Genomic DNA, 26,396 nt, shown 5'->3' with positions numbered 1-26,396 from the left:
TAATTCCGAGGTTTTATTTTATAAATAATAACTTAGTCTTATGAATTGGCAAACCCTTTTAAAAGATTACCAACATTATTTAAAACTAGAAAGAGCTCTTTCTAAAAATTCCATTGAAAACTACACAATGGATATAGAAAAATTAATACAATACCTCAACTCAAACAATTTAAACCACTCCCCTACAAACATCAAGGAGGAAGTTATTCAAGATTTTATATACCACATTTCTAGCAGTATAAACCCAAGAAGCCAAGCTCGTTTAATTTCTGGATTGAAAAGTTTTTTTGGATATCTTATTTTCGAAAATTACAGACAAGACAATCCCTTAGAACTAATAGAGAGTCCTAAATTAGGAAGAAAATTACCCGACATACTTAGTATTGAAAATATAGATAATTTAATTAATGCTATTGATCTGTCTACTTCTGAAGGTGAACGAAATCGAGCTATATTGGAAACACTTTATTCTTGCGGTCTTCGAGTTTCGGAACTAACTACTTTAAAAATTTCAGATTTATTTTTTGAAGAGGGTTTCATCAAAATAACAGGAAAGGGAAACAAGCAACGTTTTGTTCCAATAAGCGATCTCACTCAGAAATACATAACTATTTATAAAAACCAAATTCGCTGCCACCTCAACATCCAAAAAGGTCATGAAGACACTTTATTTCTTAACAGAAGAGGAAAACAACTAACACGAGCGATGATTTTTACAATCATCAAGGATTTAGCAAAAAAAATAAACCTAAACAAAACAATTAGTCCACACACTTTCAGGCATTCATTTGCTACTCATTTATTAGAAAATGGTGCTGATTTACGTTCTATTCAAATTATGTTAGGACATGAAAGCATCACTACTACAGAAATTTACATGCATCTTGATCGCACTCATCTTAATCTCGTTCTTCACAAATACCACCCTAGAAGTAAATCATAATTTTTTTAAACTAAAAAGAGTGTCTTGTTTACTTTCTTAAACTAAAACACTCTCTTTATTACTTATTGTAAGTCTTTAATTAACTCATCAAAAGAAACTCTTTTTTGTTCACCTGATTGCAGATTTTTTAAATTATATTCGTCTTTGTTCATTTCTTCTTCTCCTACTATAACGGCAAATGGAATACCTCTTTTATCTGCATATTGAAACTGTTTTCCTATTTTTACTGAATCGGGATACAACTCTACTTTTATACCGAGTTGACGTAATTTGGTTATTGTTTTCATTGAATATAAGGCTTCTTCTGAACCAAAATTTAAAAAAATGGCTTTAGAAGTACCTAATACGGCTTCAGGAAACAATCCCAATTCTTCTATTACTAGATAAATCCTATCCAAACCAAATGAAATTCCCACTCCACTCATGTTTTTAAGTCCAAAGATCCCCGTTAAATCATCATATCTTCCTCCTCCTCCTATAGATCCCATGCTCACGCCTTCAGGTGCTGAAACTTCAAATATAGCACCTGTATAATAATTTAACCCTCGTGCAAGAGTAACATCTAAATCTAATTTAGATTCTTGAAGACCTACAGCTAATACATTTTGACAAATAAATTGTAATTCCTCTATACCTTTCATCCCTTCATTAGAATTTTCTAGGAGTTTTGAAAGTTTTTCTATTTTTTCTGTTATTGTTCCTGTAAAATCAAACAATCCTTGTATTTTTTCAATTGCGACTTCCGAAATTCCTTTTTCAAGCATTTCTTTCTTAACTCCGTCTTCTCCTATTTTATCTAATTTATCTAAGGCTACGGTGAAATCAATTAATTTATCAGAAGCACCAATTACCTCTGCTATACCGGATAAAATTTTACGATTATTAACTTTTATAGTTACTCCTTTTAACCCTAAATCTGCAAAAACAGCATCGTACAACTGAACCAATTCTACTTCTTGCCATAAGGAAGTCGACCCAACCACATCTGCATCGCATTGATAAAATTCTCTAAAGCGTCCTTTTTGGGGTCTATCCGCCCTCCAAACAGGCTGTATTTGATAACGCTTAAATGGAAATTCAATTTCATTTTGATGCTGTACTACATAACGCGCAAATGGAACAGTTAGATCGTAACGAAGTGCTTTTTCTGAAATTCTACTAGTAAATTGATTCAATTCAATTAGCTGTTTTGTTGAAATCGTTTCAGCAGAATTTAATTGTAGTTCTTCAATACTAAAAGGTAATTCAATTTTTTTTCTATTAAAAAAATAGTTCCCTGAATTTAAAATTTTAAATATTAAACGATCTCCTTCTTCTCCATATTTCCCCATTAATGTATCTGAGTTTTCAAAAGTAGGCGTTTCTATAGGTTGAAATCCAAAACGTTCAAAATGCTTACGAATCGTCCCAAATATATAATTTCTTTTAGCTACTTCTGAAGGTGAAAAATCACGAGTCCCTTTTGGAATGGATGGTTTCATTATTTTTTATATTAAATTAAAATTATAGTTAGTTTAGCTTGCCTATACGAACAACACTTTAAAATTTTTAAAAACTAAACTATTATCTTCTGCAAATATCTTATTTTTTCAAAGAAAACTAAAATTTTGATTTTAATTGTAACATTTCAGCTCATGAGGATACTTATGTAGATATGATAGCATTAGTAAAAGAAAATATTAAAATTGCTCTAAGTTCTATCCGTACTCAAATTTTACGGACAACATTAACAGTTTTAATCATTGCTATCGGCATTATGGCTCTTGTAGGGATACTTACCGTCGTATCTGCTTTAAGTAACACTATTACTAAAGATTTTGCTTCTATGGGGGCTAATACTTTTTCTATTAGTCAATATAAAGATGATATTAAAAGACATAAAAAAGGCAAGCAGCGCGAAAAAATAAACCCTATCATCACTTATTCACAAGCACAAACATTTAAAGAAAAATATAAATTCCCCCTTACTTATACTTCTATTTCCTTTATTGCTACACCTACAGCAGAGATAAAATATGAAAATAAAAAAACAGATCCAGAAGTAAGTGTATTAGGCGTAGATGAAAACTATATTACAAATACTGGTTTCGAAATTGTAAAAGGAAGAAATTTTTCAGGATTTGATATCATCAACAATCATCCTGTATGTCTATTGGGTGCCGACTTTGAAAAAAAGCTTTTAGCCAATATGAATCCGTTAGATAAAACGATCAGTATACGAGGTGCCAAATTTAAGGTTATTGGTATTTTAAAAGAAAAAGGATCTAGTTTTGGTAATAATCAAGATTTAAGAGTACTCATTCCATTACCTGTAGCCCGATCTCTTTTTAGCTCTCCTAATATCAACTACACGACTAGTGTAATGACTACTCGAAAAGATTTTTTAGAGGTTGCCATAGAAAATGCTATCTTAAAAATGCGTATTATAAGAAAATTAAAACCGATAGAAGACGATAATTTTGGGATCACTAGAAGTGATGATTTAATTCGGAGAATTATTGAAATCACTTCTTATCTTGATATTTCAGCTTGGATTATAGGCATTATAACTTTATTCGGATCCTCTATAGCTCTTATGAATATTATGTTAGTTTCCGTAACAGAAAGAACTCGGGAAATAGGAACTCGAAAAGCTTTAGGTGCTAAAAGGAGCACTATAGCATTTCAATTTTTTATGGAAACACTCATAATTGGGCAATTAGGTGGGATTCTTGGTACACTAAGTGGCATCCTAATCGGCTACGGCTTTGCTACCTTATTAGAATTTGACTTTGTAATTCCTTGGATCGCTATTATTTCTGCATTTATTATATGCTTTATAGTGGCTATCATTTCAGGTTCTTATCCTGCTTTAAAAGCATCAAAACTAGACCCTATAGAAGCGTTACGATATGAATAAAATTCATTTTAAATTAAAAAAATGATGCTTTTTGCCCTAATAACATCCTATCATTTCCATATAAATCTTTACGTAAATTAATATTTTCAAATTGTAACTCTTCCATAAGTACCATCATATCTTTTCCTAAATATTGATTAATTTCAAAAAAAAGGCATCCTTCTTCATTTAAACTTATTAAAGCTAATTGGGCAATTTTTCTATAAAAAATTAATGCGTCTTCATCCTTTACAAATAGTGCCAAATGGGGTTCGTAATTTAATACATTTTTCTTTATTTCTACTTTTTCGGAATTTCGAACATAGGGTGGATTAGAAACTATTATATCAAATGTGCAGTCTAATTTTTCTAGAGTTAATACATCTTGATGAATAAACTCAATTGCTACATTATTTCTTCTAGCATTTCTCCTTGCTACTTCAAGTACTTTCAACGAAACATCCATTGCGTATACTTCAGCCATTGGAATATTTTTTGCTAATGAAATAGCAATACATCCTGTTCCTGTTCCTATATCTAAAATTCTGATTTTCGCATCTTTTTTAACAATTGATACCTTCTGAATGATCCAGTTAACTAATTCTTCTGTTTCAGGTCTAGGGATTAATGTATGTTCATTAACATAAAAAGACATGCCAAAAAAATCAGTTTCTCCCAAAATATATTGTATGGGTTTTTCTTGCTTTAATTGACCTAATACCGTTTCCCATTGCAATAATTGTAAGGCATCTAATTCGAGATAAGGATTCAAAGCAAAATCAATTCTTTTCATACCATGAAAAGCCTCTAACAACAGACAAAAAAAGCTTTCTATTTCTTTTTCATCATACGTTTTTAATAATTCCTCTACAAATTGTATCTTGTATTCTTTCAGCAGCATATTACCTTATCATTTTTCTTTATTATAATTCTTTTAACATCCAAATAGGACAAGCAGAATGCCCCGTACTCCCCATAGGTTTGGACAAATATTTAAATCCTGATTTCAAATATAAATTTTGAGCTTTATCCATAGTAGGTAAAGTTTCTAAATAACATTTTTGAAATCCTATTTCTCTTGCTTTATTGAGACAAACATCCATCATCTGAGCCCCCCACCCTTTTCCTCTAACAGAAGACAAAAAATACATTTTTGCAATTCACATATCTCAAAACTAGCATTTTGCAAAGGGGCTATGCCTGCACAACCTACTATTTTTCCTGAAAGTTCTAATACAAAATAGGCTGATTGTTTCTTTTGATAAGTTTCAAACATAGCATCTAATTGCGGATCTTCGTAAGCAGTGCCTTTTTTAGGCACTTGATATTCATCTAAAACAGTTCGAATTAGAGCCGCAATATCTATATTATCTTCTTTTTTTATTAATCGGATCATATCTCTTTATTTAAAACTAGTTTATGAAAATCTAAAATCCTATTTACTTTTTATATTTCAGGAATCAATTTCTTATTTTTGTGTGGTGAAGATACATCAAAAATATATATCCCGCTGTATAGAATTAGCTAAAAATGGATTAGGGACTACTTATCCTAACCCTTTAGTAGGAAGTGTAATTGTACACAATGACTTAATTATAGGTGAAGGTTGGCATCAGCAATCAGGTGAAGCTCATGCAGAAGTTAACGCTATAAATTCCGTAAGGAATAAAAACTTATTGGTCAACTCTACCATTTATGTGAGTCTTGAACCCTGTAGTCATTTTGGAAAAACCCCTCCATGTGCTGATCTAATAATTAAACATAAAATTCCCAAAGTAATTATAGGCACTCAAGATCCTTTTGCTAAAGTATGCGGAGCTGGTATAAAAAAGCTTAAAGAAGCAGGCTGTGAAGTAATCATAGGTGTACTAGAAAAAGAATGCCAAGAATTAAACAAACGTTTCTTTACTTTTCACCAAAAAAAACGTCCTTATATCATTTTAAAATGGGCAGAAACAGCAGATGGTTTAATCGCACCTCATCATAAGGATATCCAGAAGCCTGTATGGATAAGCAACTCATACAGTAGACAATTAACTCACAAATGGAGAACAGAGGAGCAAGCCATATTAATAGGAACCCAAACGGTTCTTGATGATAATCCCCACCTTACAGCTAGGGACTGGCAAGGAACGAACCCTATAAGAATAGTTTTAGATAAAAAAAGAAAATTTCAAAAGAAAACATTATATTTGATAAATCAGCTCCAACCTTCATTTTAGATGAAACTGTTTTAAATCATAGTAAAAATTCCGTCTCTTCTATAATTGAGTGGCTCTATCAAAATCAAATTCAATCCATCATAATTGAAGGAGGCAGCCGTACATTACAACATTTCATAGATCACAATTATTGGGATGAAGCCCGTGTTTTTAGAGGAACAAACACCTTTTTAAAAGGTATTATAGCTCCTTCTGTATCTAGTAAAAAAGTAAAAAGAAAAAAAATATTGAATGATGAACTTTTAATTTTTTCAAATTATGATCAATAACATTATTTTCGATTTCGGCAATGTTTTTATGAATTTGGATAAAAATGCCTCTCTAGAAGCTCTTAAACAATTAGGGCTTTCAGAATGGGATGAGCATTTTGAGCAGATTAATCAGGAATTTGAAAAGGGCAAAATATCAGAAGTTCTTTTTATGATTGAACTAAAAAAAAGAATACCTAATGCTTCTGTAGAAGATATACGCACTGCTTGGAATGCCGCTATAAAAGATTTTCCTCTTTCTCGACTTGAATTTCTGCAAAAATTATCCCATAAATACAAACTCTATCTTTTAAGTAATATAGACGAAATACACATTGCTAAATTTGAACATCATGTGGGAATGACTTTTGCCAGAGCATTTTATCAATGTTTTGAAAAAGTATATTTTTCTTCCGAAATAGGTTTTCGTAAACCCGAAATAGAAGCTTTTCAATTTATACTAAAAAAACATGAATTAGCCCCAAAAAGAACTTTATTTGTAGATGATGAAAAACAAAATACTGAAATAGCTTCTTCACTAGGTATGCACGTATGGCATTTACAAATAGAGAAAGAAGATATAACAGCCCTACTTTCAAAAAAGGAAATCCCTTTTTAATTCATTTTTATTTTAACTTCAAAAACAATAATTTTGCACTAAAATTATCACTTTTGAATACAGAAGACACTTACATAACTCTTAAAGAAGCTTCTCCTGAAGTTCTATACAAAGAAAAAAACAGTAAATTTTATGGTTATGCTTTTCCTGTTGCTAATGAAGAGGAAATCAAAACATATTTAGAACAACTAAAAAGAAGCATTATGCCGCACGACATTGGTGTTATGCTTGGCAACTAGGCACAATTCAAAAACATTACCGTGCAAACGATGATGGCGAACCCAACAACAGCGCAGGAATGCCTATATACGGTCAGATCCAATCATTTGAACTAACCAATGTACTTGTTATTGTAATTCGTTATTTTGGTGGTATCAAATTAGGTGTTGGAGGATTAGTTTCTGCCTATAGAGAAAGTGCTAAGATGGCATTAGAAGCTTCTTCCTTGGTAGAAAAAACAATTAATATTCAATATAAAATAAATTTCGACTATAAAAACATGAATAAAGTCATGAGAATTATAAAGGAAAAAGATATAAATATTATTGCTCAAAAAATGGAAGAAACTTGTGAACTAATTATTTCGATTCGACAAAAGAATGCCGAAATGATTTTCGGCATTTTTTCCGCTATTTTTGAAGTATCAATAAGTGAACTTTAAGAAAACTTCAACAACTCTTCTAAATACTCTGGAGGCGTTATAGGTTTACCTGATTTAGCATCTACAAAAACTAAGATAGTATTAGCTGTTGTTAATAACTCTTCTGATTCATTATAAATTTCATAATCAAATTCTAGTTTTACAGAAGTCTGACTTTTAAAAATGGTTCTAATAGTCAGTAAATCGTCATAACGCGCTGGTTTTTTATAATTCATACTTAATGACACTAGGGGCAGCATTACTCCTGTTTCTTCCATCCACTTATAGGAAACCCCTAGACTTCTAAGCCATTCAACTCGCCCCATTTCAAAATATTGTGCATAATTACCGTGGTAAACCACCCCCATCTGATCTGTTTCAGCATAACGAACACGCACTTGAATATCCATTTTTTTCATACTATTTATCTTACTTTTTTATGTTTTATTTAAAGTTAAAATTTAGCTCTTACAATAAAATTTCTACAAAATCAAGATCAAAAAAATTTTTTTAAAGAATTTTATCAACCATCTTTGCTATCCCGATTGACCCTAAATCTTGGCCTAAATTTTGTCAAGTAAAACCTTAAAAATTAACACAATAAGAATGCACACAATGAACAAAACTGCGGAATCAGTATGGGCTAATTGTCTTTCATTTATAAAAGATAACATCCAAGAGCAAGCTTATAAAACTTGGTTTGAGCCTATCAAAGCGGTAGAGCTTACTGATAGCGCATTGTACATTCAAGTTCCTTCCAAATTCTTTTACGAATGGCTTGAGGAACATTACGTTAAGTTACTCAAGGTAGCATTACAAAAAGAACTAGGAAAGAGTGCGAAGTTACTATATAAAATTAAAATGGAAAACCCTTATGGGAATAAACTTCCATTTACACAACAAATTCCAAGTGCTGACAAGGCTCCTGTAAAAACACAGGAAATTGACGTACCTGTACAACAAAAAAATCCAGAGTTAAAAAACCCTTTTATCATTCTCGGAATACGCAATATTAAAATTGATTCACAATTAAATTCTAATTATAGTTTTGACAACTTCCTTGAGGGAGACTCCAATCGTCTTGCCAGAAGTGCTGGCATGGCTGTAGCAAATAAACCGGGAGGCACCTCATTTAACCCTTTACTAATTTTTGGCGGTGTTGGATTAGGCAAAACTCACCTTGCACATGCTATAGGTGTAGAAATAAAGGAAAAACATCCTGAGAAAACTGTTTTATACATTTCAGCCGAAATATTTACACAACAGTATATTGACTCTGTCAAAAAAAATACCCGTAATGATTTTATCCACTTCTATCAACTAATTGATGTTTTAATTATTGATGATGTACAATTCTTATCTGGTAAAGCGGGTACACAAGACGTTTTTTTCCACATCTTCAACTACCTTCATCAGAATGGAAAGCAGGTAATTTTAACCTCTGACAAAGCTCCTGTTGATATGCAAGATATCGAACAGCGCTTATTATCCCGTTTCAAATGGGGATTATCAGCCGAGTTAAACCAACCTGATTACGAAACTCGAGTAGCGATTGTAAAAAGTATTTTATTCCGCGATGGTGTTGAAATGCCTGAGGATATAATAGAATATGTAGCTCGAAACATAAAATCAAATGTACGAGAATTAGAAGGAGCTATTATTTCTCTAATTGCACAATCTTCTTTCAACAAAAAAGAAGTAACTATTGATTTAGCAAAACTAGTAGTTGAAAAATTTGTTAAAAACGTAAAAAGGGAAATATCTATTGATTTCATTCAGAAAGTTGTATCCGATTATTTCCAGTTAGACGTTGCCACACTACAATCTACAACTCGTAAACGTCATGTAGTACAGGCTCGTCAATTAGCTATGTTTTTTGCCAAAAAATACACGAAAGCATCTTTAGCAAATATTGGTTCACAAATTGGAGATCGCGACCACGCTACTGTACTACACGCTTGTAAGACAGTTGACAACCTACTCACAACAGACAAACAATTTAAAAAGTTTGTAGATGATATCAATAAAAAACTTTCGTTATAATGTCTAAAAAAATCTTGATGGTCTGTTTGGGGAATATTTGCCGTTCCCCTTTAGCTGAAGGAATATTAAAATCCAAATTACCTAATAGCTACCTCATAGATTCTGCTGGAACTGGCGGATGGCACGCTGGAGAAAAACCTGATAGACGCTCTATACATATTGCTCAAGAAAAAGGAATTGACATCAGCCAACAAAAAGCCCGAAAATTCCAAAAGACTGATTTTGATACTTTTGATTACATTTTCACAATGGATAATCAAAACTACAAAGATATTATCAATCAAGCCACAACAGAAAACCATAGAAGTAAAGTACGCTTAATTTTGGAAGAAATATTTCCGGCGAAAAAGTAGATGTTCCTGACCCATACTACGGTGGAGAAGAAGGTTTCAAAAACGTCTTTAATATGCTAGACCTAGCTTGCAAGAGCATTGCCGACAAGCTACAAAAAAAGAGCCTCTAAAAGCCCTTAAACACCATTACAAAAACAAATAACAGGATTAAAAAACCTATCGCAATACTCCTACCTATTTCTTTTATTCTATCTTTGTCCATAATTAAAATACATTTTCAACAAAAGAATATAAAATCTATGAAACCAGCAACTTTTCTTGGGAAATTATATCTAATTCCAACAACTTTAGGAGACATAAACCCAGAAGATGTTTTACCTCATACCGTTAAGAGAAGTATTGATTTCATAAATCATTACATTGTTGAGAATGAAAAAACAGCTCGTCGCTTTATAAAAGCAATACAGCCAGAAAAAAAACAACCAGATCTTATTATAAACACTCTCAACAAACACACACAAGAATCCGATTATATAACCTTTATCCAACCCTTATTGAACGGTCAAAACATCGGATTAATGAGCGAAGCAGGATGTCTCGGTGTAGCAGATCCCGGTGCTGTCATTGTAAAACTTGCACACGAAAGAGGGATACAGGTAATTCCTTTAGTTGGCCCCAGCTCTATCCTATTGGCATTGATGGCATCAGGTATGAATGGACAAAGTTTTGCATTTAATGGCTATTTACCCATAGATAAAGGAGAGAAAAAACAAGCTTTAAAAGCATTTGAAAAACTATCTTTTGAAAAAAAACAATCGCAACTTTTTATAGAAACACCTTACAGAAATAACAAACTTTTGGAAGATTTGATTCAAATTTTACAACCTAATACAAATTTATGTATTGCTTGCGATATCACATTACCTACTGAATATATCAAAACACTCACTATAAAGGAATGGAAAAAAAAAGGTCGATTTACACAACCGACCTTCTATCTTTATTATCCACAAACATTATTAATTTAAATTATAATGTTGAGCTTTTGCATTTTTATTGGGCTCTACGCAACTGGTATCGTAGCCTGCAAATTCTTTAAGATATTCTGTTACGGAAGTTCCATAACCATCTCTAAATTTACGCCCTCCATTCGTTCGTAAAAATCTTTTTACGGAACCTACACCACCTAAATGAGCTGCTGCTAAAATTCCTGACTCGGTAATCATAATACCTTTAATTTTTGAGCCTGAATAATTAGTTATTTCTCGACGCAACTCCCACTTATTTCTAGCTAAATTAGCTAAAAAGGCTTTTTCTTGCAATTCCTTACTACTCAAAAAATAGGCTTGATCTTTTATACCTAGGGCAGCTAATGTTTCTGAACCAAATTGATATTTTCCTAGATAACCTAACGAATTTACAATATTGTATATTCCTTGTGATTCTCTTGCTCCTACACTTTGAGTAAAACCGACAAACGTTTTACCTGTAAAAGGTACATCAAAAAATCGCTGACCTACTTCTACTTCCATTGATACTGTAGATAATTCTCTTTTTTCAAAAGTATGCAACCAAGGATACATTTCTACTTTAAAGGGCCTAAAACCCGAACTTAAAAGAACGATTGAGGCAAATAATCCAAAACAGAATATTTGTTTTTTTGTCATATAAAAATTTTTCTTTTCAACTAAGCATCATAATAAAATAATATTACTATACTATCATCGCCAAAAAATTAACTTGACAAAGTTACAATTAAAAACAAAATATGCAATTTTTTATCACTAACTTTTTGAATATTAAGCTTAAAGAAAGAAAAACAAAAAATAATCATTTTTTCATTAGTCTTTATTTTTATTCTTAATAAAGGTGAAAATTTTCTTTTTTTATCTATTCCATTATAAAGAGATGTTTCATAAAAAAAGAGTCCTTCAAAAACAACAAACTAAAACCTAAATTTATGACTCTGACTCAAAGAGAATTTTTACACCCAATATTCGCAATTTCATACTTATTATAAATAGATACAGGGGTTATAAACCTAATTTATTTACCCATTCTGCATATTTTTTTGCATTTGCTTGATGCTCTTCATAAGTAACAGCAAAATCATGGTATCCTTTACGATCTACACTGGCACAAAAATATATATAATCATGGCTTTCTGGCGACAAAACAGCATCAACTGCTGAGATATCTGGCATAGCAATGGGACCCGGAGGTAATCCAATATTTTTATAGGTATTATACGGTGAATTTACAAATAACATATCTCCTTTTACTCTCTTGATTACTTGATCAAAATCGTTTGAATTTTTCTTAATAGCGAAAATAATGGTTGGATCGGCTTGTAGAGGCATTTCTAATTTCAATCTATTTAAATAAACACCTGCTACTCTTGGTCGCTCATCTTCTTTTACTGATTCTTTATGCACTATAGAGGCTAATGCCATTACTTGTTCTGGAGTAAGTCCTATTTTTTTTTGCTTTTGCTATACGTTCTGAATTCCAAAAATTATGATACTCTTCCAACATCTTGTCTCTAAATTTTTCAGCCCCAATATTCCATTTTATTTCATAGGTATTGGGAATAAAAATACCTAATACATTATCAGGTGTTAAGTTATTTTTTTTCAAAAAAATGGAATCTTGTATGGCTTTCATAAGACTTAAACTATCTGCTTCAATTTGATCTGCTACACGTGAAACTAACTTTTCAACAACTTCTTGATTATTGAAAGATAGATTTAATGGCATATTATGGCGTAAAGCTGTTACAATCTGAAAGCTTCCCATTCCTTTTTTAGTAAAAAACGACACGGAAAAACATTTTGATCATAAGAACGTTTTTCTGCTACTAATTTAAAATTTTCTATATCTTCTACTTCTTTTGCAAGAATCTTAACCACGTCTCCATACGTAGCCCCTGTTGGTATAAAAACATACTTTTCTTTTTCTGAAAACTGTGTATTGCTTGTAAAAGCTTTAATGTAAACAAAAACGGCTAACACGAGTCCTATTAGTCCTACTCCTAAAAATACTTTTTTGTTCAAAATAATTCGATTTTAATAATTTGGATTGATTAACTGAAAAAGGAGTTCGTCATGATAGCTTCCGTTTTGAAAAACCCAATCTTTTTTAACTCCTATTTTTTGGAATCCAAAATTAGTAAAAAGCTTTAAACTAGCTTCATTAGAACAACCAATATTTGCATACAATTGATGCAATTGTAAATGAAAAAATGAATATTTAATTAAGAGCTCTAGTGCTTCACTACCTACCCTTTTATTTCTATTCTCTATATTTTCTATTACTACGCCTATTCCTGCTCTATGATTTTTAGGATCGTAATCAAACAAATCTATTAAACCAACAGGTTTATATGTTCCTAACTTACATATTACCATACGTAATTGTTTTGCTTGATAAATGTCTTGATGGGCATTTTCTAGATATTGTTTAATCAAAAAACGAGAATATGGAGTTTGTGTGTTACTAACTTCCCAAATGGATTCAGTATTTTCTATTTTATAAATAAATGATAGATCTTCTGGTTCGAGTGCTCGTAAAAAAATATTTTCCCCTTTTAATGTATTCATAAACCTTTCTTTTCAATTACAAAATCCTATACAATTTAACTACTATAATAGTATTTAGCAATACAAACAAGCCAATGTATTTAAGTTACTCTTCATCAAAATCAATTTCTCCTTTAAAAACGAATTGGGCTGGACCAATCAAATGTATATTTTTATATTTATTTATATCTTTTTCAAATGTGATTTGTAATTGCCCTCCTTGAACTTCAATTCCTATTCTATTTGAAGTCGCTTTACCTAAATGAAACATTGCTAATGCTACCGCCGTTGCTCCTGTACCGCAAGACAGGGTTTCATCTTCTACTCCTCGTTCATACGTCCTAATAGCAAAATCATTTTCTCCTTTTTGAATTACAAAATTAACATTACTCCCTTCCTTTCCATACAAGTCGCTATAACGAATTTTTGCCCCTTCCTTTTTAACATCTAATTCTTTTAATTCTTGTACTTCTTGTACATGATGTGGAGAACCCGTATTTAAAAAAACATACCCAGATTGTACTTGTATTGATTGTACATCTATCATTTGAAGTGAAACAAGATTTTCATTTGTAATTTTTGCATGATGTATCCCATCTACTGCAATAAAAGTGGTGGTTTCTTGAATTATCTCCATTTTTCGAGCAAATGCAACAAGACATCTACCACCATTACCACACATTGAACTTTCATTTCCATCTGCATTATAATAAACCATTTTAAAATCTGTCGAATTGTCATTTTCTAACAACATTAATCCGTCAGCTCCTACTCCAAAACGTCTATCACAAATAAATTTAATAAGTTTGGTATTATTTTTGGGAAAAATTAAATCACGATTATCCAAGATAACGAAATCATTTCCTGTTCCTTGGTATTTATAAAATGTAAGTTTCATGTATTAATATTAATTTATAACAGACATAGATTATATAAAAATCAGCGGATTACTCTTAACATAACAAATATCAGAATCCTTTATAAAGCTACCAAAGATACAAAATATTAATAGGAAGTTAAAGATTGTTAAACAGGCGTTAAAGCTAAAAAATCAGAATAAGAAAATTATATTTTTACATTTAAATAAAAACAAGAATAAAGAAGATGTCATGAAAAAATTAAGTAGTTTATTTTTAATTTCAGTACTAAGTGGAGCAACTACATTAGGAGGCTACAAGTTGTTTTTTGAAAACAATTCTATGAGTTCTTCCTTATCTATTGCTCCTGATTATACACGTGCGGTAAGCATGGGGGCTGAAAATATAGATTTTACATCAGCCGCCGAAAGAGCTGTACATACCGTTGTACACGTAAAGAACAAAACGGTTTATAATTTACCCTCGGATCCTTTTATGGAGTTTTTTTATGGACACAAAGGTGGACAACAACAAACTCAGGTTGGCACAGGTTCTGGTGTAATCATTAGTAAAGACGGATACATTATAACAAACAACCACGTAATTCAAAATGCAACAGAACTAGAAGTGACCTTAAACAACAATAAAACATACAAAGCAAAATTAGTTGGTACCGATAGTAAAATGGATATTGCTTTGCTAAAAATCGAAGCAGAGAGCGATTTACCTGCTGCTACTTTTGGCAATTCAGAACAGATAAAAGTGGGCGAATGGGTTTTAGCTGTTGGTAATCCTTATAACCTAACGTCTACGGTTACGGCTGGTATTGTATCTGCTAAAGCCCGTGACTTAAGTAACCAAGGTATCCAATCCTTTATTCAAACCGATGCGGCTGTAAATCCCGGCAATAGTGGAGGCGCATTAGTAAATACGAGAGGCGAACTGGTTGGCATCAACACTATGATTTCATCTCCTACTGGAAGTTATACTGGATATTCTTTTGCTGTACCTTCAAACTTAGCTCGTAAAATCGTAGAGGATTTAATGGAATATGGCAATGTACAAAGAGCTGTTTTGGGTATTGAGGGAAGAGAACTTAATGCTATAGGAGCTAAAGAAATAGGGACTAAAGAAACAGCAGGGGTATATGTAGCTAAAGTTTCAAAAGGAACGGGTGCTGAAAAAGCAGGTATCAAATCAGGTGATGTAATTAAGCAGTTAGATAACAAAACTATTAACTCTTTTGCTGATTTAACAGCCTATATCAATACAAAACGTCCTAATGAAGAAGTCAAAGTAGGTTTTATAAGAGAGGGAAAACTAATGACCAGCATAGTAAAATTAATCAAAAAGGAACTCATAAATTATGACCTAAAAGGTTTAGAACTAGAAGATTTAGATGCCAACGATAAAAAACGTTTTCGCTTAAGTTATGGCGTAAAGATAAAGGAAGTTTCAAATGAAGAATTAGGGGATTATGCGGAACAGCTTAAAGGAGGAATTATATTAAAAGTAGATAACGTTAAGGCTACTGATATAGAAACCGTTACACGAGTAATCGCTAAAAAGAGTGAATCTCAAAAACTCAGATTGAAATGTTAACCAATACAGGAGAACTGTTACGTTTCCTTTTGTAAATATACTTTTCTATTAACTATTGAAAACCAGCGTTAAAACGTTGGTTTTTTTATTAAAAAATTCAAAAAAAAGTTTAGCAAAAGATTTTAAATAAATACTTTTGCATGGTCTAATTTTTATAAAAAGAAATGAGCAATACAACTTATGAAAAAGAGTTAGCATTTCAGGCTGACAGAAGAAAAGCAGCGGTTGAATTTATCAAAATCGTGAGCGATTTATGGTATGACAAATCAATCGAAATGGTTTTATTTAGAAACCAATTATTGGATCGTAATGTAAGCGAAATCATGAATTTACATGATTATGCGGGAGAGTTCGTTCAAAAACCCATTAATATTTTTGACTCAGTAGAAATCTTAAGAGCTATTCACGCATTAGATTTACCTCCTTCACGTTTGGATATTGGCAAATTAACTTACGAGTTTCACTTAGAAGACAATAAGTACAATGATGCTACAAGCTTTGTGGTAGACAAGTTAAAAGAGGCTAAAGCTTCTGACGAAATTAAACCCAAAGATGTTGTCCTTTATGGATTTGGACGTATTGGTCGTTTATTAGCACGCGAACTTTCTTCAAAAATTGGAAAAGGACAACAATTGCGTTTACGTGCCATTGTAACTCGTGACAAGAACGATGCTGTTTTACTAGAAAAACGTGCTTCTTTATTACGTTATGATTCTGTACATGGTGATTTTCAAGGTTCTGTAGAAGCAGATGCTGAAAATGGTACTCTAATCATTAATGGCGCTCCAGTACACATCATTACCGCTAATTCTCCAGAAGAAATAGATTATACAAAGTATGGTATTCAAGATGCCTTAGTAATTGATAACACAGGTGCCTTTACAACGGAGGAAGCTTTAAGTCGTCATTTAACATCAATAGGCGTTGAAAAAGTACTATTAACAGCTCCGGAAAAGGCGTTCCTAATATAGTACATGGAGTAAACCATGAAGCATACAACCCAGATGACGTTAAAATTTGGTCAGCAGCTTCTTGTACAACTAACGCTATTACGCCTGTATTAGCTGCTATTGAGGAAACATTAGGAGTTGTAAAGGGACATATAGAAACAATCCACGCTTACACTAACGACCAAAACTTAGTAGACAACATGCACAAAAAATACCGTCGTGGTCGTTCTGCTGCACTAAACATGGTAATTACAGAAACAGGCGCTGGAAGCGCTGTTGCAAAAGCATTACCTAGTTTAGCTGGAAAATTAACTTCAAACGCAATTCGTGTACCAGTTCCAAATGGATCATTGGTTGTACTAAACCTTGAAGTAGAAAAAACTACAAACCGTGAAGAGTTAAACGGTATTATGAAAAAATACGCATTAGAAGGTAAGTTAGTAGAACAAATAAAATATGAGTTAAACAATGAACTTGTTTCTTCTGATATTGTAGGTACATCTGCTCCTTCTATTTTTGATAGTAACGCTACTATTGTTTCATCTGATGGTAAAAACGTAGTAATGTATGTATGGTATGACAACGAGTATGGCTATAGTCACCAAGTAATCCGTTTAGCAAAATATATTGCTAAAGTAAGACGTTACACTTACTATTAATAGATAAACAAACAAACCAAAGTACATATAAGCCGTTTCCAAAGAAACGGCTTTTTTAATGCCATTTGGCTGATTATTATGATTTTATTTTTTTTTAAATTTGAAAATCTAATCAATCAAAAAATAGAAAATGAAAAAATTTTTTTCCTGAGCTTTTTTTCTACGCCTTAATGGCTCTAGCTCAACAAAACAATTTAACGAAAACCACTAAATCATTTAATTTAGGCATCGTTGATGAAATTACGTCTACTATTTTAAATGAAAAAAGAACGCTTAACATTTACCTACCACAAGGTTATAACGACCAAGAGCATTATCCTGTAATTTATGTTTTGGATGGGAGTGCCGAAGAAGATTTTATTCACATAACAGGTCTAGTACAATACTTTACATTTCCTTGGATTGAGAGAATTCCTAAGTCTATTGTAGTAGGGATTGCTAATAAAGATCGAAAAAGAGATTTTACATCAACTCCTAATCAACAAATCATACGAGATCGTTATCCTACTTCAGGCGGTTCTGATAAATTTATAGCTTTTATAGAAAATGAGTTACAACCTTACCTAAATAAAAACTATAAAATATCTAATGAAAAAACCATTATTGGACAATCATTGGGAGGTCTTTTAGCCACTGAAATCTTATTTAAAAAGCCTCATTTATTTGATAAATATATTATTATTAGTCCTAGTTTATGGTGGAATGATGGAGCTCTTTTAAAATTAAATCCTGATATATTAAACGAAAGTTTCCAACAAAACAAATCAATTTATATAGGAGTTGGCAAAGAGGGACTGAGTCCTATATTTGATAATCACGTAATGGAAGTAGATGCTAATTTACTTTTTGATAAAATAAAATATGGTAAATCGAAAACAGTAAAAGTTGTTTTTGATTATTTACCAGAAGAAGATCATGCAACAGTAACACACCCTGCTGTATTTAATGCTTTTAAACTTTTGCATCCTAAAAAAGACAATTAATAATGAATTTGCAACCACAATTAGAAAATGAAAATATTTTATTAGTTCCTCTAGAAGAAGAAGACCTTGGCGCATTATATCATGTAGCATCAGATCCTCTAATTTGGGAACAACACCCTAAAAAAGATCGTTACCAAATAGACGCGTTCAAAATATTTTTCGAAGAAGCTATTGATTCAAAGGGAGCTTTTAAGATTATTGATAAAAAACAAAATATAATAATAGGTAGCTCACGATATTATGATCTTGACCTAGAGGATAAAAGTATATTAATAGGCTATACTTTTTTGAGTAGAGATTATTGGGGATCTCTATATAATTCTCAAATAAAGAAATTAATGCTAGATTATGCTTTTGAATATTTAGATAAAGTGTATTTTACGGTTGGCGCACTCAACATCCGTTCTCAAAAAGCAATTGAAAAAATTGGCGGTATAAAGAACAAGGAATTTTCTGTATTTTATGACAATCAACCTGACGTTTTGAAATTTCAATATGTAATTGAAAAATCTATTTGGCTTAAAAATATTCTATAATTATTTTTTCAAATAAAATTATGGCATTTATACAACATTTTTAGAATGAAGTATAAATGCCTTTTTTGTAGGTTTTAACCTTGATTACGCATTAAAAATTTATTTTCTTTCTTTCCATTATCATAGTTATCCAATAGGAAGCAAGAAAAACTACAATCATAAGCAAAATAGACTGATATAAATTACATTCTTTTTGTCCTAAAAAGGGATTAATCCTACTATTACAATCCATTGGACAGCATAAAAATTAGTCAAATTTTTACTTAAAAAGCTATAGGTTGATATTTTTTTCAGAAACATATTGAATTAAAATATCACAAACTTTCATCCATATAAGCACAAATCCGATATATAATAGGATTCCACCTATTCTGGTATGCCAATAATCGCCTAAATGATATTTTGGGTTTATATAGCTCATTATTCCTCCCGTTATAAAAAGAACAACTCCCAAATAAAAACTTTTTATTAAAACTTCTTTATCTTCTTTGTACAAGAAATAGTGTCCCATTACATATCCTGTTAAAGGATAAACTAACCATGGAAATAGAGGGAATGATACAGCATCGCCTTTATCGCCCCAAAATAAATCGAATATTCTATCTATAAACAGGTTACCTGTCTGAATACCCCATAGATAAGTTGAACAACTTCCTATAAGCAGTATTAGAATTGCTATATATTTTACAGGCACTTTATATCTACTTAATAAAGTCATAATTAAATAGGATAATCCTGCAAATTGTAGTATATCAATAACTAAAAAGTTATTTAATATGGTTTGAACCATGTCTCCTTCTTTTGAAATCCCCTCAACCGTTTCTGTTTTTACGAATAGAGAAACAATTCCAAAAAAAATAGCTGGGATTAATAATCTAAAAAAATTAAGTTTATATCCTTTCAAAAAAATAGACCCACTTCTTTTTAATCTTGACATAAAATCAAAATTTCTCGAATAGGAAAAAGAAAGCCCCATACTAAACATAAAAACGGGAGCTGCTGGAGATTCGCCTAATAGGGTAATTATTTTTCCGAAATAGGTATCTTTTTCTATTGCTGATAAAGTATGTGTATTAAGAACATGCACACAAACCATAAATACTGCTGCTAGTGCTTTGGCTAAATCAATAAATTTTAATCTTTTCATTTGATGTCTTTTAATTTGATTAATTTAATTTCATAATCTAAACTATCTATTTTATAGTCTTTTTTGTTTTTTAAAAATCTAAAACTTAATATACCTGTATCATATTGTCCCATTTGAATAGAATTAACAATATTTAACTTTTTTCTTGTAACATAAAATTTGTAATTATTATTGGAATCTGGTAAGAGTTCTTCTTTTACTAATTGTACTTTATATAAGTTATAATCTGGAGTAGTATAAAGAGGGGAATAAAACGTCCAAGAGAAGTAATCTGCTAGGGGTTGTTTTTCAACTGTAATTTCTAGTGCTTCATCCTCCTTTAGTTTTACATAAACACCTTCATAGAAAATATCTTTTGAAGGAAATAATGCGTTAGAATTTTTAGGATTTAATCTTACTTCTTGTTTGGATTTGTTAGGAGCTATACTTAATGAATTTGTTAAATCTATTGAATTTTCAACTAAACCTGTAAAAAATTCAGCAAATGATTTATTCGTATTAATGTTCGTATTTTTATTTACTATTTCTTTAGATGAATTAGATAGCTGTCTTTCTATAACAGGGGGCATTTTTGTATCTTTCAGCCTTTTGGTATAATCAGCATAATATTCTCTTAGGATTATTATATAGTCTTCATCATTTATTTTTAGCCAATTTTTTTGCCCTTGGATATTCTCTGGGGATAGATTAATTTCGTAATCACCGTTAGCATTAATTTCCATTGCTTCTGAGGAAATACTTTCTGCTAGTAAATTATACCCTTCTTCTTTCTTGTATACTTGTACACCTATATAAATTGCTTTTCCTAAATTTCCTTTTATTACATAATTATTTTTACTTGTAATAAATGCTGAATAATAATTTGTAGAAGGATTATCACCTGCTACTTTACGATTTTCTCCTATCCAATTTGTAAATTTAGGGGTACTATTGTCGTTATTTTCTAAATAAATATCTTTGCTCAATGAAAGAGCATCTGTTAGGAAAACTAACGATTCCTTTTTAACCGATTTTACTTTGTGTTTTTTAACGAATTTTTCTAATTTGGTTAGCGTATTATCAATCTTTAAATTTTGAGCATTTAGAGCATTTAAACAATTAAGGCTTATAAAAAATAGTACAATTATTCTCATGTAGTTCATTTTATTTATTTAAAAAATTATGATTAACTAATTTAATTTTAAACTTTATAATTCCTTATCTATTTCAATAAAAAATATTAGATGGTTCTATCAATAAATTTGATTTGAATGATGAGGATTTTATAAGAAAATACGGCTCAAAAATGGTTTTATAATATAATAAGAAATACCGTGCTATCTTTATGAAAGTAGCATAATAAAATATTTTTGAAATTAATTTGTAGATTCTGAAAGTTTTATTTTTCTTTCTTATTCATCTAATAAAACGCGATTAATTTGTACAAATCTCTTAGCGTAATAAGGTTCTTTAGTAGATGATATAATAACTCCTTGACTCGTTGACGAATGAATGAATTTAATTTCATCTTCTATAACGTCTGTAACCATTCCTACATGGCCTACTCCTCTACCCCGTGTAGCAAAAAAGATTAAATCGCCTTTTTGTGCTTGATCTCTATCAATACGTACTCCTGCTCTTTGAGCCATTTCTCTTGATGAGCGAGGTAAAGTCATTTCTATATTTTTAAATGTAGCAAACATTAAACCAGAACAATCAAACCCTCCATTACCTGTAGAACCACTACGATAACGCGCCCCTATATTTTCGGATGCTTTAGTTATTAAAAACTCTGCTTTGGACATGTTTTCTTCTGATAAAGGAGCTACTACTGTAATTGGCATTTCTGGTTGTACAGCTTCTGATTCAATAATTAACTCATCTGTATTTTCTTCTTCTATTTGAGGCTTAATTTCTACAATTTTGATTTGCCCTTTTTAGGTGAAGTAGGCATTATTTTTTCTACTTGTTTGGCTACTTCTACTTCTTTTTCTCCTTTTTGAATTTCTTTTTCTTTAGTTGTTACTGCATCTTTTATTGCATTTTGAGATTTTGGTTCTACAGATATCGCAACATTTTCAGGTATTGATTTTGTTTTTATGAGCAATTTATCTCCTATTGCTAGACTATTTTTTATATGAGGATTTAAGGTTTCTAATTCGGTAATAGTCATTCCATATTTTTTTGAAATACCGTATTTTGTTTCTTTTACTTGTACTTCATGTATGACTTCTATCCTATTATTATTTAATTCAGAAGGTGCAGCCGCTTGTTCTTGCATCATCGTGGTTTCTTCCTTCTTCCTTTTTTTATTTTTTTTAGGCTTTTCTTCTGTTAAATTTGCCCAATTTTCTTTTTCTGTTGGTATTTTTATATGTTCTCCTATTTTTAAGCCTTGCGATTCTATGCTAGGATTAATTTCCTTTATTTTTTCTATAGTTGTTTTGTACTTTTTTGAAAGACTGTATAACGTTTCTTTGGTTAACACTTCATGTTCTACTATTTCAACTTGGGAGTCTTTGTCCTTAACTCTAGAAATAGGGATTTCTAAAAGCATATTTAGTTGTAATGTTTTTTTTGCTTTGGGATTTAGTTCTATAATTGCACTTTGTTTTACATTGTATTTTTGTGCAATACTATAAACTGACTCACCACTTACCACTTTGTGTTTGATTTTTTCTTGCCCGAAAACACTAACTGATAGACATAAAAAAGTATATATAATTTTTTTTTGAAAATTCATTATTTAAATTTAAATGTATAGAAGGTCTTACCCTTTTTTATTCGTTTCGCAAGTTACACAATAAAAATGGCTCTTCCTCTAAAATTTAACACTTTTTTAAAAACCAACAACACGGATTTCCTCTTTGAAAGACCTCTTCCGTTTTAACAGAATGTTGTTTAAAAAATTTATTTTATTCTTTTTACTACTTTATTTATAGAGTCTTTTGGTTTACAAATAAAAAGCATGCTTATTTTCAAAATATTAAACCCAGCGACCCTATATTTTATTTTAACCCAGATTACGCATTAGACCCGAGCGTAGCGAATAGACGAAGTAAATCTATTCCATTTTATTTTTCTTCAAATTCAAGCACGTACTCAAATTTTAATCATCAAAATAGTTCACTATTTCTTCTTCTAAAATTTTCCGTGAGCACTTGAATTTATTGAAAAATTTTGTTTCAAAACGAAGTCTAATGCGGAATTCTATCTAACTTAATTTAAGGAATTGATAAAGAAGTAGTTTCGATTCCGTATTTTTTAATCATTTTTTTAATTTGTATCGTTTTTTTATTCTTCATTTCTTGAATATATTGGTCTGTATTTATTGGTATATAATGTTGTTTTTTGACTATCATATTCCAAATTATAACTGCTATTTTTCTTGCTGTTGCTGTAATTGCAGCACCTCTTCCTTTTTAAAAGAAATCCTTTTAAAGAACATAACGAGGTAACCTTCTTTTTTTCTTTCAATTGTATTTGCCGCATTTCTTAATGTCAATGCAAATTTATTTTTCCCTTTTGGAGTTCTGCTACTCAAAACCTTACCTCCACTAATTTTATTATTTGGAGCTAACCTGAGCCAATTCACAAATTGCTTGGAGGTCTTGAATTTATATATATCGGTGCCTATTTCGGCTAAAAAACTAGTAACGGTTCCTGAGCAAACTGATTCTATAGCAAAGAGATCTACTCCAAAAAGTTTTAAACTATATTTCTGTACATCAAATTTGGGTTGGTTTTTCCCTTTATTCTGTTTCTTTACCAATTCGATATCTTCTGATAAAACAATTTCTCTGGTTTGATTTTTCAGCACTTGATCAATACGAGTATCGGTGTTTTTTATTTTATCTTGAATAAGTCTGTAAATATCATAACAATCGGAAAGCTCATGTAGGTATTCATTGTTTATTTTACCTTGCAAAGCGTCGGCTATTTCTTCTTTGCTTTTTTTAACTCGTTTGTCGCAATATTCAGCTAATTTTTCACCTGAAGTTTCACCTGATAGTATCATCTCAATTACTCTTATTCCAGAAACTCCTGTGATGTCACTTATCACAACGTCGAGTCTGAAGTTCATTAAACGTAATGCTTTTTGCATTTTGTTTACAAAGCTTGAACTTTGTTCAATCAAACTAGAACGATGTCTATGAAGTGTTCTTATCTGCAAAGTGCTTTCAGAGGGCAAAAAGAACCTCGTAATAGCCCTAAAGAATGAAGTTTCTGTATCCATTGTGCATCTTTCACATCTGTCTTTGCTTTGAGGTTTTTTGTTTGAGTCCCTTGAACCAAAAGAACTTCAAAACCATTTCCCTGCAAGATCATAAACAAAGATTGCCAATAACTCCCTGTGGACTCCAAAGCAACACTACGAATCTTGTTCTCTTGAAGATAAGCTACCAAAGCGCATAATCCTGATTGATAAACATTAAATTCTCTAATTTGATTTTCATCCTGTCCTATGGCTACAAAATGAGAACGTGACCCAACATCAATTCCTGCAGCATTGGGATTTACAATTTGCATTTTTTCGAAACTTTTCATAAAATATTTTTTTATTAAAATGCGAGGAAATGTAATATCTTTGCTTAAATTATTCTATACGAGATAACATGGTGTTTCATCATTGATTGTCTCAAAGGGCTTCCAAATGGAAGCCTTTTTAATTTCAGCCAAAATCTGGGAGGGGATAAATTCACCATTTTATACATAGGCTTCGCTCGCAAGTACAAGTTAGCTCTCATTTGTCAAAGAACAATACTTTCTTGAAATCTGGGTTTAAATCAGCTAATCATTTCTTAAGCCCCAATTATGCGGTAGAAATTTATTACAAATAAAGAAGGATTTTGAACCTAAAAAAGAGCCTTTTTTGCCCTTAATTAGATTGTCTTAGAAGTTGGCAATCTTGGTATTTATACAATAGGAGAAATAACATAAATATTAGATTTAATGAACGACGTTCATTACAATTTTCAATAATAGTACCTTCATAAATAAATCTAATTTTCACTAAAACAATAAATGAAAAAGAACTTTTAAATAGTATATTATTCCCGTTTGTCTTTTCTATTCAACATTTTCCTATAAAATTTTATTTTCTCATTATTTTACTGATCATACCTGTGCTTTATTTTTAACCTAGCTTTTGATTATATGTAGCAAATAATTATCTTAATCAAAGGGTTTTCTTCTGTATATTTAAATAGAAAATGCTGTTTGTAATAGATTGTCATACTCTTAAGAATATTTGTTAGCTATATCCATTTATTTTATTTTTTCTTATGTAAGGATGTTTTTTCTATATAAATATCAAAGATCTTTTTTTCTAATTTTGATTTTTCGTAATAGTATCTAATTCTTTCAAAATAGATGGAATACGAAAATCACCTTGCATATTTTGTAAATGAGCAACAGCTTCTGTTATTTCCATCCCAATAGCGGAAACATATAAGGGTTTTTTACTTTCTCCTCTATATAGGGGTACTACTGTAGAAGTGTTACTATGAAACGCGTTTTTAGCTACTCCTATAATGGGAATTTTCTTTTCTAACAATTCCCACACGTAACCTCCTAAGCCGTATTTTAGGGAATCATCTACATAAATATGACCGTCTATTATAATGATTTTTATTTTTTCTAATGGTATTTTTTTTAACAATGCTTCAATACATGGTAATTCTCGTTTGTAAAATTCTCTCGGCACGTACTCTGCAACGCCTTCTTTTATATCAATAATAACTTCTTGGGGGTGTATATCTTTCCAATCAAAAAGAACTCCTACACTTTTAGCTATTTCATTTATATAATATACATCTATGGCTAGTATCATATTTCTTTTTTATTAGGTTGATTGCTTATAAAATTAATTTTAATTACTAAATTTTAATTACTAAATTTTAATTACTAAATTTTAATTACTAAATTTTAATTACTAAATTTTAATTACTAAATTTTAATTACTAAATTTTAATTACTAAATTTTAATTACTAAATTTTAATTACTAAATTTTAATTACTAAATTTTAATTACTAAATTTTAATTACTAAATTCTAATAACTTTTTATTGTTATTCTTCTATTTTCAAAAATATTACAACTTTTTTTGCTTGGTTTTTCATAATTAAAACTGAATTACATTTTAAAATTTATTATAAATAAAGTGCCTTTGAATTCACCCCAAATTTCGCATTAGATTCGAGGTGAATTAGCAAAGCA

Annotated in this window: 25 protein-coding genes and 6 pseudogenes; 12 read left to right on the top strand and 19 right to left on the bottom strand. The window is 30.8% G+C overall.

Annotation, left to right across the window (positions count from 1 at the left end; all coding sequences use genetic code 11):
* Positions 1–40: 40 nt before the first annotated feature.
* Positions 41–943: a site-specific tyrosine recombinase XerD gene (gene xerD, locus JJC05_RS12575; protein ID WP_127823743.1), complete on the top strand. Its 903-nt coding sequence runs from the start codon at positions 41–43 to the stop codon at positions 941–943.
* 62 nt (positions 944–1,005) lie between these two features.
* On the opposite strand, the gene hisS is transcribed toward xerD, so the two are convergent.
* Positions 1,006–2,424 (bottom strand): histidine--tRNA ligase, encoded by a 1,419-nt coding sequence (gene hisS / locus JJC05_RS12570; RefSeq protein ID WP_235877524.1) that lies wholly within the window; start codon positions 2,422–2,424, stop codon positions 1,006–1,008.
* A gap of 173 nt (positions 2,425–2,597) precedes the next feature.
* Between hisS and JJC05_RS12565 the strand changes: the two genes are divergently transcribed.
* A complete protein-coding gene (locus JJC05_RS12565) occupies positions 2,598–3,842 on the top strand; it encodes an ABC transporter permease (RefSeq protein ID WP_105195824.1) in 1,245 nt (414 codons plus the stop codon).
* Between the two features lie 13 nt (positions 3,843–3,855).
* Here JJC05_RS12565 and prmC read toward each other — a convergent pair whose 3' ends face one another.
* From prmC to JJC05_RS18420, 3 genes are read right to left on the bottom strand one after another with little or no spacing between them, the layout of a single operon-like run.
* Positions 3,856–4,722: a peptide chain release factor N(5)-glutamine methyltransferase gene (gene prmC, locus JJC05_RS12560; RefSeq protein WP_235877523.1), complete on the bottom strand. Its 867-nt coding sequence runs from the start codon at positions 4,720–4,722 to the stop codon at positions 3,856–3,858.
* A 22-nt stretch (positions 4,723–4,744) separates the two neighbouring features.
* The gene (locus tag JJC05_RS18425; protein ID WP_309597331.1) at positions 4,745–4,927 is read right to left on the bottom strand and encodes a GNAT family N-acetyltransferase; all 183 of its coding nucleotides are present in this window, start codon (positions 4,925–4,927) and stop codon (positions 4,745–4,747) included.
* Positions 4,924–5,217, bottom strand: a complete 294-nt coding sequence (locus JJC05_RS18420; RefSeq protein WP_309597330.1) for a GNAT family N-acetyltransferase — start codon at positions 5,215–5,217, stop codon at positions 4,924–4,926. The genes JJC05_RS18425 and JJC05_RS18420 overlap by 4 nt, the downstream gene beginning before the upstream one ends.
* An 85-nt stretch (positions 5,218–5,302) precedes the next feature.
* Here JJC05_RS18420 and ribD point away from each other — a divergent pair.
* The 3 genes and pseudogenes from ribD to JJC05_RS12540 all read left to right on the top strand — a co-directional run bounded on the left by ribD (position 5,303) and on the right by JJC05_RS12540 (position 7,571).
* A pseudogene (ribD, locus tag JJC05_RS12550) lies at positions 5,303–6,312 on the top strand (bifunctional diaminohydroxyphosphoribosylaminopyrimidine deaminase/5-amino-6-(5-phosphoribosylamino)uracil reductase RibD).
* Positions 6,302–6,910 (top strand): HAD family hydrolase, encoded by a 609-nt coding sequence (locus JJC05_RS12545; protein WP_088392133.1) that lies wholly within the window; start codon positions 6,302–6,304, stop codon positions 6,908–6,910. Before ribD ends, JJC05_RS12545 begins: the two are co-directional and overlap by 11 nt.
* Before the next feature lie 53 nt (positions 6,911–6,963).
* Positions 6,964–7,571 (top strand): annotated as a pseudogene (locus tag JJC05_RS12540) (IMPACT family protein).
* Here JJC05_RS12540 and JJC05_RS12535 read toward each other — a convergent pair.
* Entirely contained in the window at positions 7,568–7,969 is a 402-nt protein-coding gene (locus JJC05_RS12535; RefSeq protein WP_105195820.1) for an acyl-CoA thioesterase, read from the bottom strand. The pseudogene JJC05_RS12540 and the gene JJC05_RS12535 overlap by 4 nt on opposite strands.
* Before the next feature lie 196 nt (positions 7,970–8,165).
* Between JJC05_RS12535 and dnaA the strand changes: the two genes are divergently transcribed.
* The 3 genes and pseudogenes from dnaA (at position 8,166) to JJC05_RS12520 (ending at position 10,909) form a co-directional block, all read left to right on the top strand.
* Positions 8,166–9,593: a chromosomal replication initiator protein DnaA gene (dnaA, locus tag JJC05_RS12530; protein ID WP_235877521.1), complete on the top strand. Its 1,428-nt coding sequence runs from the start codon at positions 8,166–8,168 to the stop codon at positions 9,591–9,593.
* Positions 9,593–10,056: pseudogene (locus JJC05_RS12525) on the top strand (low molecular weight protein-tyrosine-phosphatase). The gene dnaA and the pseudogene JJC05_RS12525 overlap by 1 nt, the downstream one beginning before the upstream one ends.
* 129 nt (positions 10,057–10,185) lie before the next feature.
* Positions 10,186–10,909: pseudogene (locus tag JJC05_RS12520) on the top strand (SAM-dependent methyltransferase).
* Here JJC05_RS12520 and JJC05_RS12515 read toward each other — a convergent pair.
* The 6 genes from JJC05_RS12515 to dapF all read right to left on the bottom strand — a co-directional run bounded on the left by JJC05_RS12515 (position 10,906) and on the right by dapF (position 14,362).
* Positions 10,906–11,553, bottom strand: coding sequence for a peptidoglycan-binding protein LysM (locus JJC05_RS12515; protein ID WP_088392145.1), 648 nt, complete (start codon positions 11,551–11,553; stop codon positions 10,906–10,908). The pseudogene JJC05_RS12520 and the gene JJC05_RS12515 overlap by 4 nt on opposite strands.
* 366 nt (positions 11,554–11,919) lie before the next feature.
* Positions 11,920–12,339, bottom strand: coding sequence for an endolytic transglycosylase MltG (gene mltG / locus JJC05_RS19150; RefSeq protein ID WP_309597329.1), 420 nt, complete (start codon positions 12,337–12,339; stop codon positions 11,920–11,922).
* Positions 12,314–12,682, bottom strand: coding sequence for an endolytic transglycosylase MltG (locus tag JJC05_RS19145; protein ID WP_309597328.1), 369 nt, complete (start codon positions 12,680–12,682; stop codon positions 12,314–12,316). Before JJC05_RS19145 ends, mltG begins: the two co-directional genes overlap by 26 nt.
* Positions 12,661–12,939, bottom strand: coding sequence for a hypothetical protein (locus JJC05_RS18405; protein WP_309597327.1), 279 nt, complete (start codon positions 12,937–12,939; stop codon positions 12,661–12,663). Before JJC05_RS18405 ends, JJC05_RS19145 begins: the two co-directional genes overlap by 22 nt.
* Positions 12,940–12,951: 12 nt before the next feature.
* On the bottom strand, positions 12,952–13,485 hold the full coding sequence (locus tag JJC05_RS12505) for a GNAT family N-acetyltransferase (protein WP_088392149.1): 534 nt from the start codon (positions 13,483–13,485) through the stop codon (positions 12,952–12,954).
* A gap of 85 nt (positions 13,486–13,570) precedes the next feature.
* Positions 13,571–14,362 carry a diaminopimelate epimerase gene (gene dapF, locus JJC05_RS12500; RefSeq protein WP_127823747.1) on the bottom strand — a complete coding sequence of 264 codons (792 nt, stop codon included), beginning with the start codon at positions 14,360–14,362 and terminating at the stop codon, positions 13,571–13,573.
* Positions 14,363–14,573: 211 nt separating this feature from the next.
* Between dapF and JJC05_RS12495 the strand changes: the two are divergent.
* The 4 genes and pseudogenes from JJC05_RS12495 (at position 14,574) to JJC05_RS12480 (ending at position 19,051) form a co-directional block, all read left to right on the top strand.
* Positions 14,574–15,958 (top strand): annotated as a pseudogene (locus JJC05_RS12495) (S1C family serine protease).
* Positions 15,959–16,087: 129 nt separating this feature from the next.
* Positions 16,088–17,532 (top strand): annotated as a pseudogene (locus JJC05_RS12490) (glyceraldehyde-3-phosphate dehydrogenase).
* Positions 17,533–17,702: 170 nt separating this feature from the next.
* Complete coding sequence (locus JJC05_RS12485; RefSeq protein ID WP_235877517.1) at positions 17,703–18,515, top strand: alpha/beta hydrolase; 813 nt, start codon at positions 17,703–17,705, stop codon at positions 18,513–18,515.
* A gap of 2 nt (positions 18,516–18,517) precedes the next feature.
* Entirely contained in the window at positions 18,518–19,051 is a 534-nt protein-coding gene (locus JJC05_RS12480) for a GNAT family N-acetyltransferase (RefSeq protein ID WP_105195812.1), read from the top strand.
* A gap of 271 nt (positions 19,052–19,322) precedes the next feature.
* Here the strand turns inward: JJC05_RS12480 and JJC05_RS12475 are convergent, their stop codons facing one another.
* The 8 genes from JJC05_RS12475 to JJC05_RS12440 all read right to left on the bottom strand — a co-directional run bounded on the left by JJC05_RS12475 (position 19,323) and on the right by JJC05_RS12440 (position 26,010).
* Entirely contained in the window at positions 19,323–20,198 is an 876-nt protein-coding gene (locus JJC05_RS12475) for a heparan-alpha-glucosaminide N-acetyltransferase domain-containing protein (protein ID WP_235877516.1), read from the bottom strand.
* The gene (locus JJC05_RS12470; RefSeq protein WP_181142851.1) at positions 20,195–21,331 is read right to left on the bottom strand and encodes a DUF1214 domain-containing protein; all 1,137 of its coding nucleotides are present in this window, start codon (positions 21,329–21,331) and stop codon (positions 20,195–20,197) included. The genes JJC05_RS12475 and JJC05_RS12470 overlap by 4 nt, the downstream gene beginning before the upstream one ends.
* Before the next feature lie 258 nt (positions 21,332–21,589).
* The gene (locus JJC05_RS12465; RefSeq protein ID WP_235877514.1) at positions 21,590–22,021 is read right to left on the bottom strand and encodes a C40 family peptidase; all 432 of its coding nucleotides are present in this window, start codon (positions 22,019–22,021) and stop codon (positions 21,590–21,592) included.
* 71 nt (positions 22,022–22,092) lie between these two features.
* Positions 22,093–22,920, bottom strand: a complete 828-nt coding sequence (locus JJC05_RS12460; RefSeq protein ID WP_235877512.1) for a LysM peptidoglycan-binding domain-containing protein — start codon at positions 22,918–22,920, stop codon at positions 22,093–22,095.
* A 481-nt stretch (positions 22,921–23,401) separates the two neighbouring features.
* Entirely contained in the window at positions 23,402–23,539 is a 138-nt protein-coding gene (locus JJC05_RS12455; RefSeq protein WP_235877300.1) for a hypothetical protein, read from the bottom strand.
* A 17-nt stretch (positions 23,540–23,556) separates the two neighbouring features.
* Positions 23,557–24,282: a transposase gene (locus JJC05_RS12450; RefSeq protein ID WP_235877510.1), complete on the bottom strand. Its 726-nt coding sequence runs from the start codon at positions 24,280–24,282 to the stop codon at positions 23,557–23,559.
* A gap of 59 nt (positions 24,283–24,341) precedes the next feature.
* Positions 24,342–24,725 carry an IS110 family transposase gene (locus JJC05_RS12445; RefSeq protein ID WP_235877351.1) on the bottom strand — a complete coding sequence of 128 codons (384 nt, stop codon included), beginning with the start codon at positions 24,723–24,725 and terminating at the stop codon, positions 24,342–24,344.
* A gap of 781 nt (positions 24,726–25,506) precedes the next feature.
* Positions 25,507–26,010: an endonuclease V gene (locus JJC05_RS12440; protein WP_235877508.1), complete on the bottom strand. Its 504-nt coding sequence runs from the start codon at positions 26,008–26,010 to the stop codon at positions 25,507–25,509.
* Between the last annotated feature and the right edge of the window lie 386 nt (positions 26,011–26,396).

It is taken from the genome of Flavobacterium davisii (genome assembly GCF_019565505.1).
GTDB classification, from domain to species: domain Bacteria; phylum Bacteroidota; class Bacteroidia; order Flavobacteriales; family Flavobacteriaceae; genus Flavobacterium; species Flavobacterium davisii.
The sequence above is the reverse complement of the archived record's forward strand: the minus strand, read 5'-3'. Positions and strand labels throughout refer to the sequence as shown.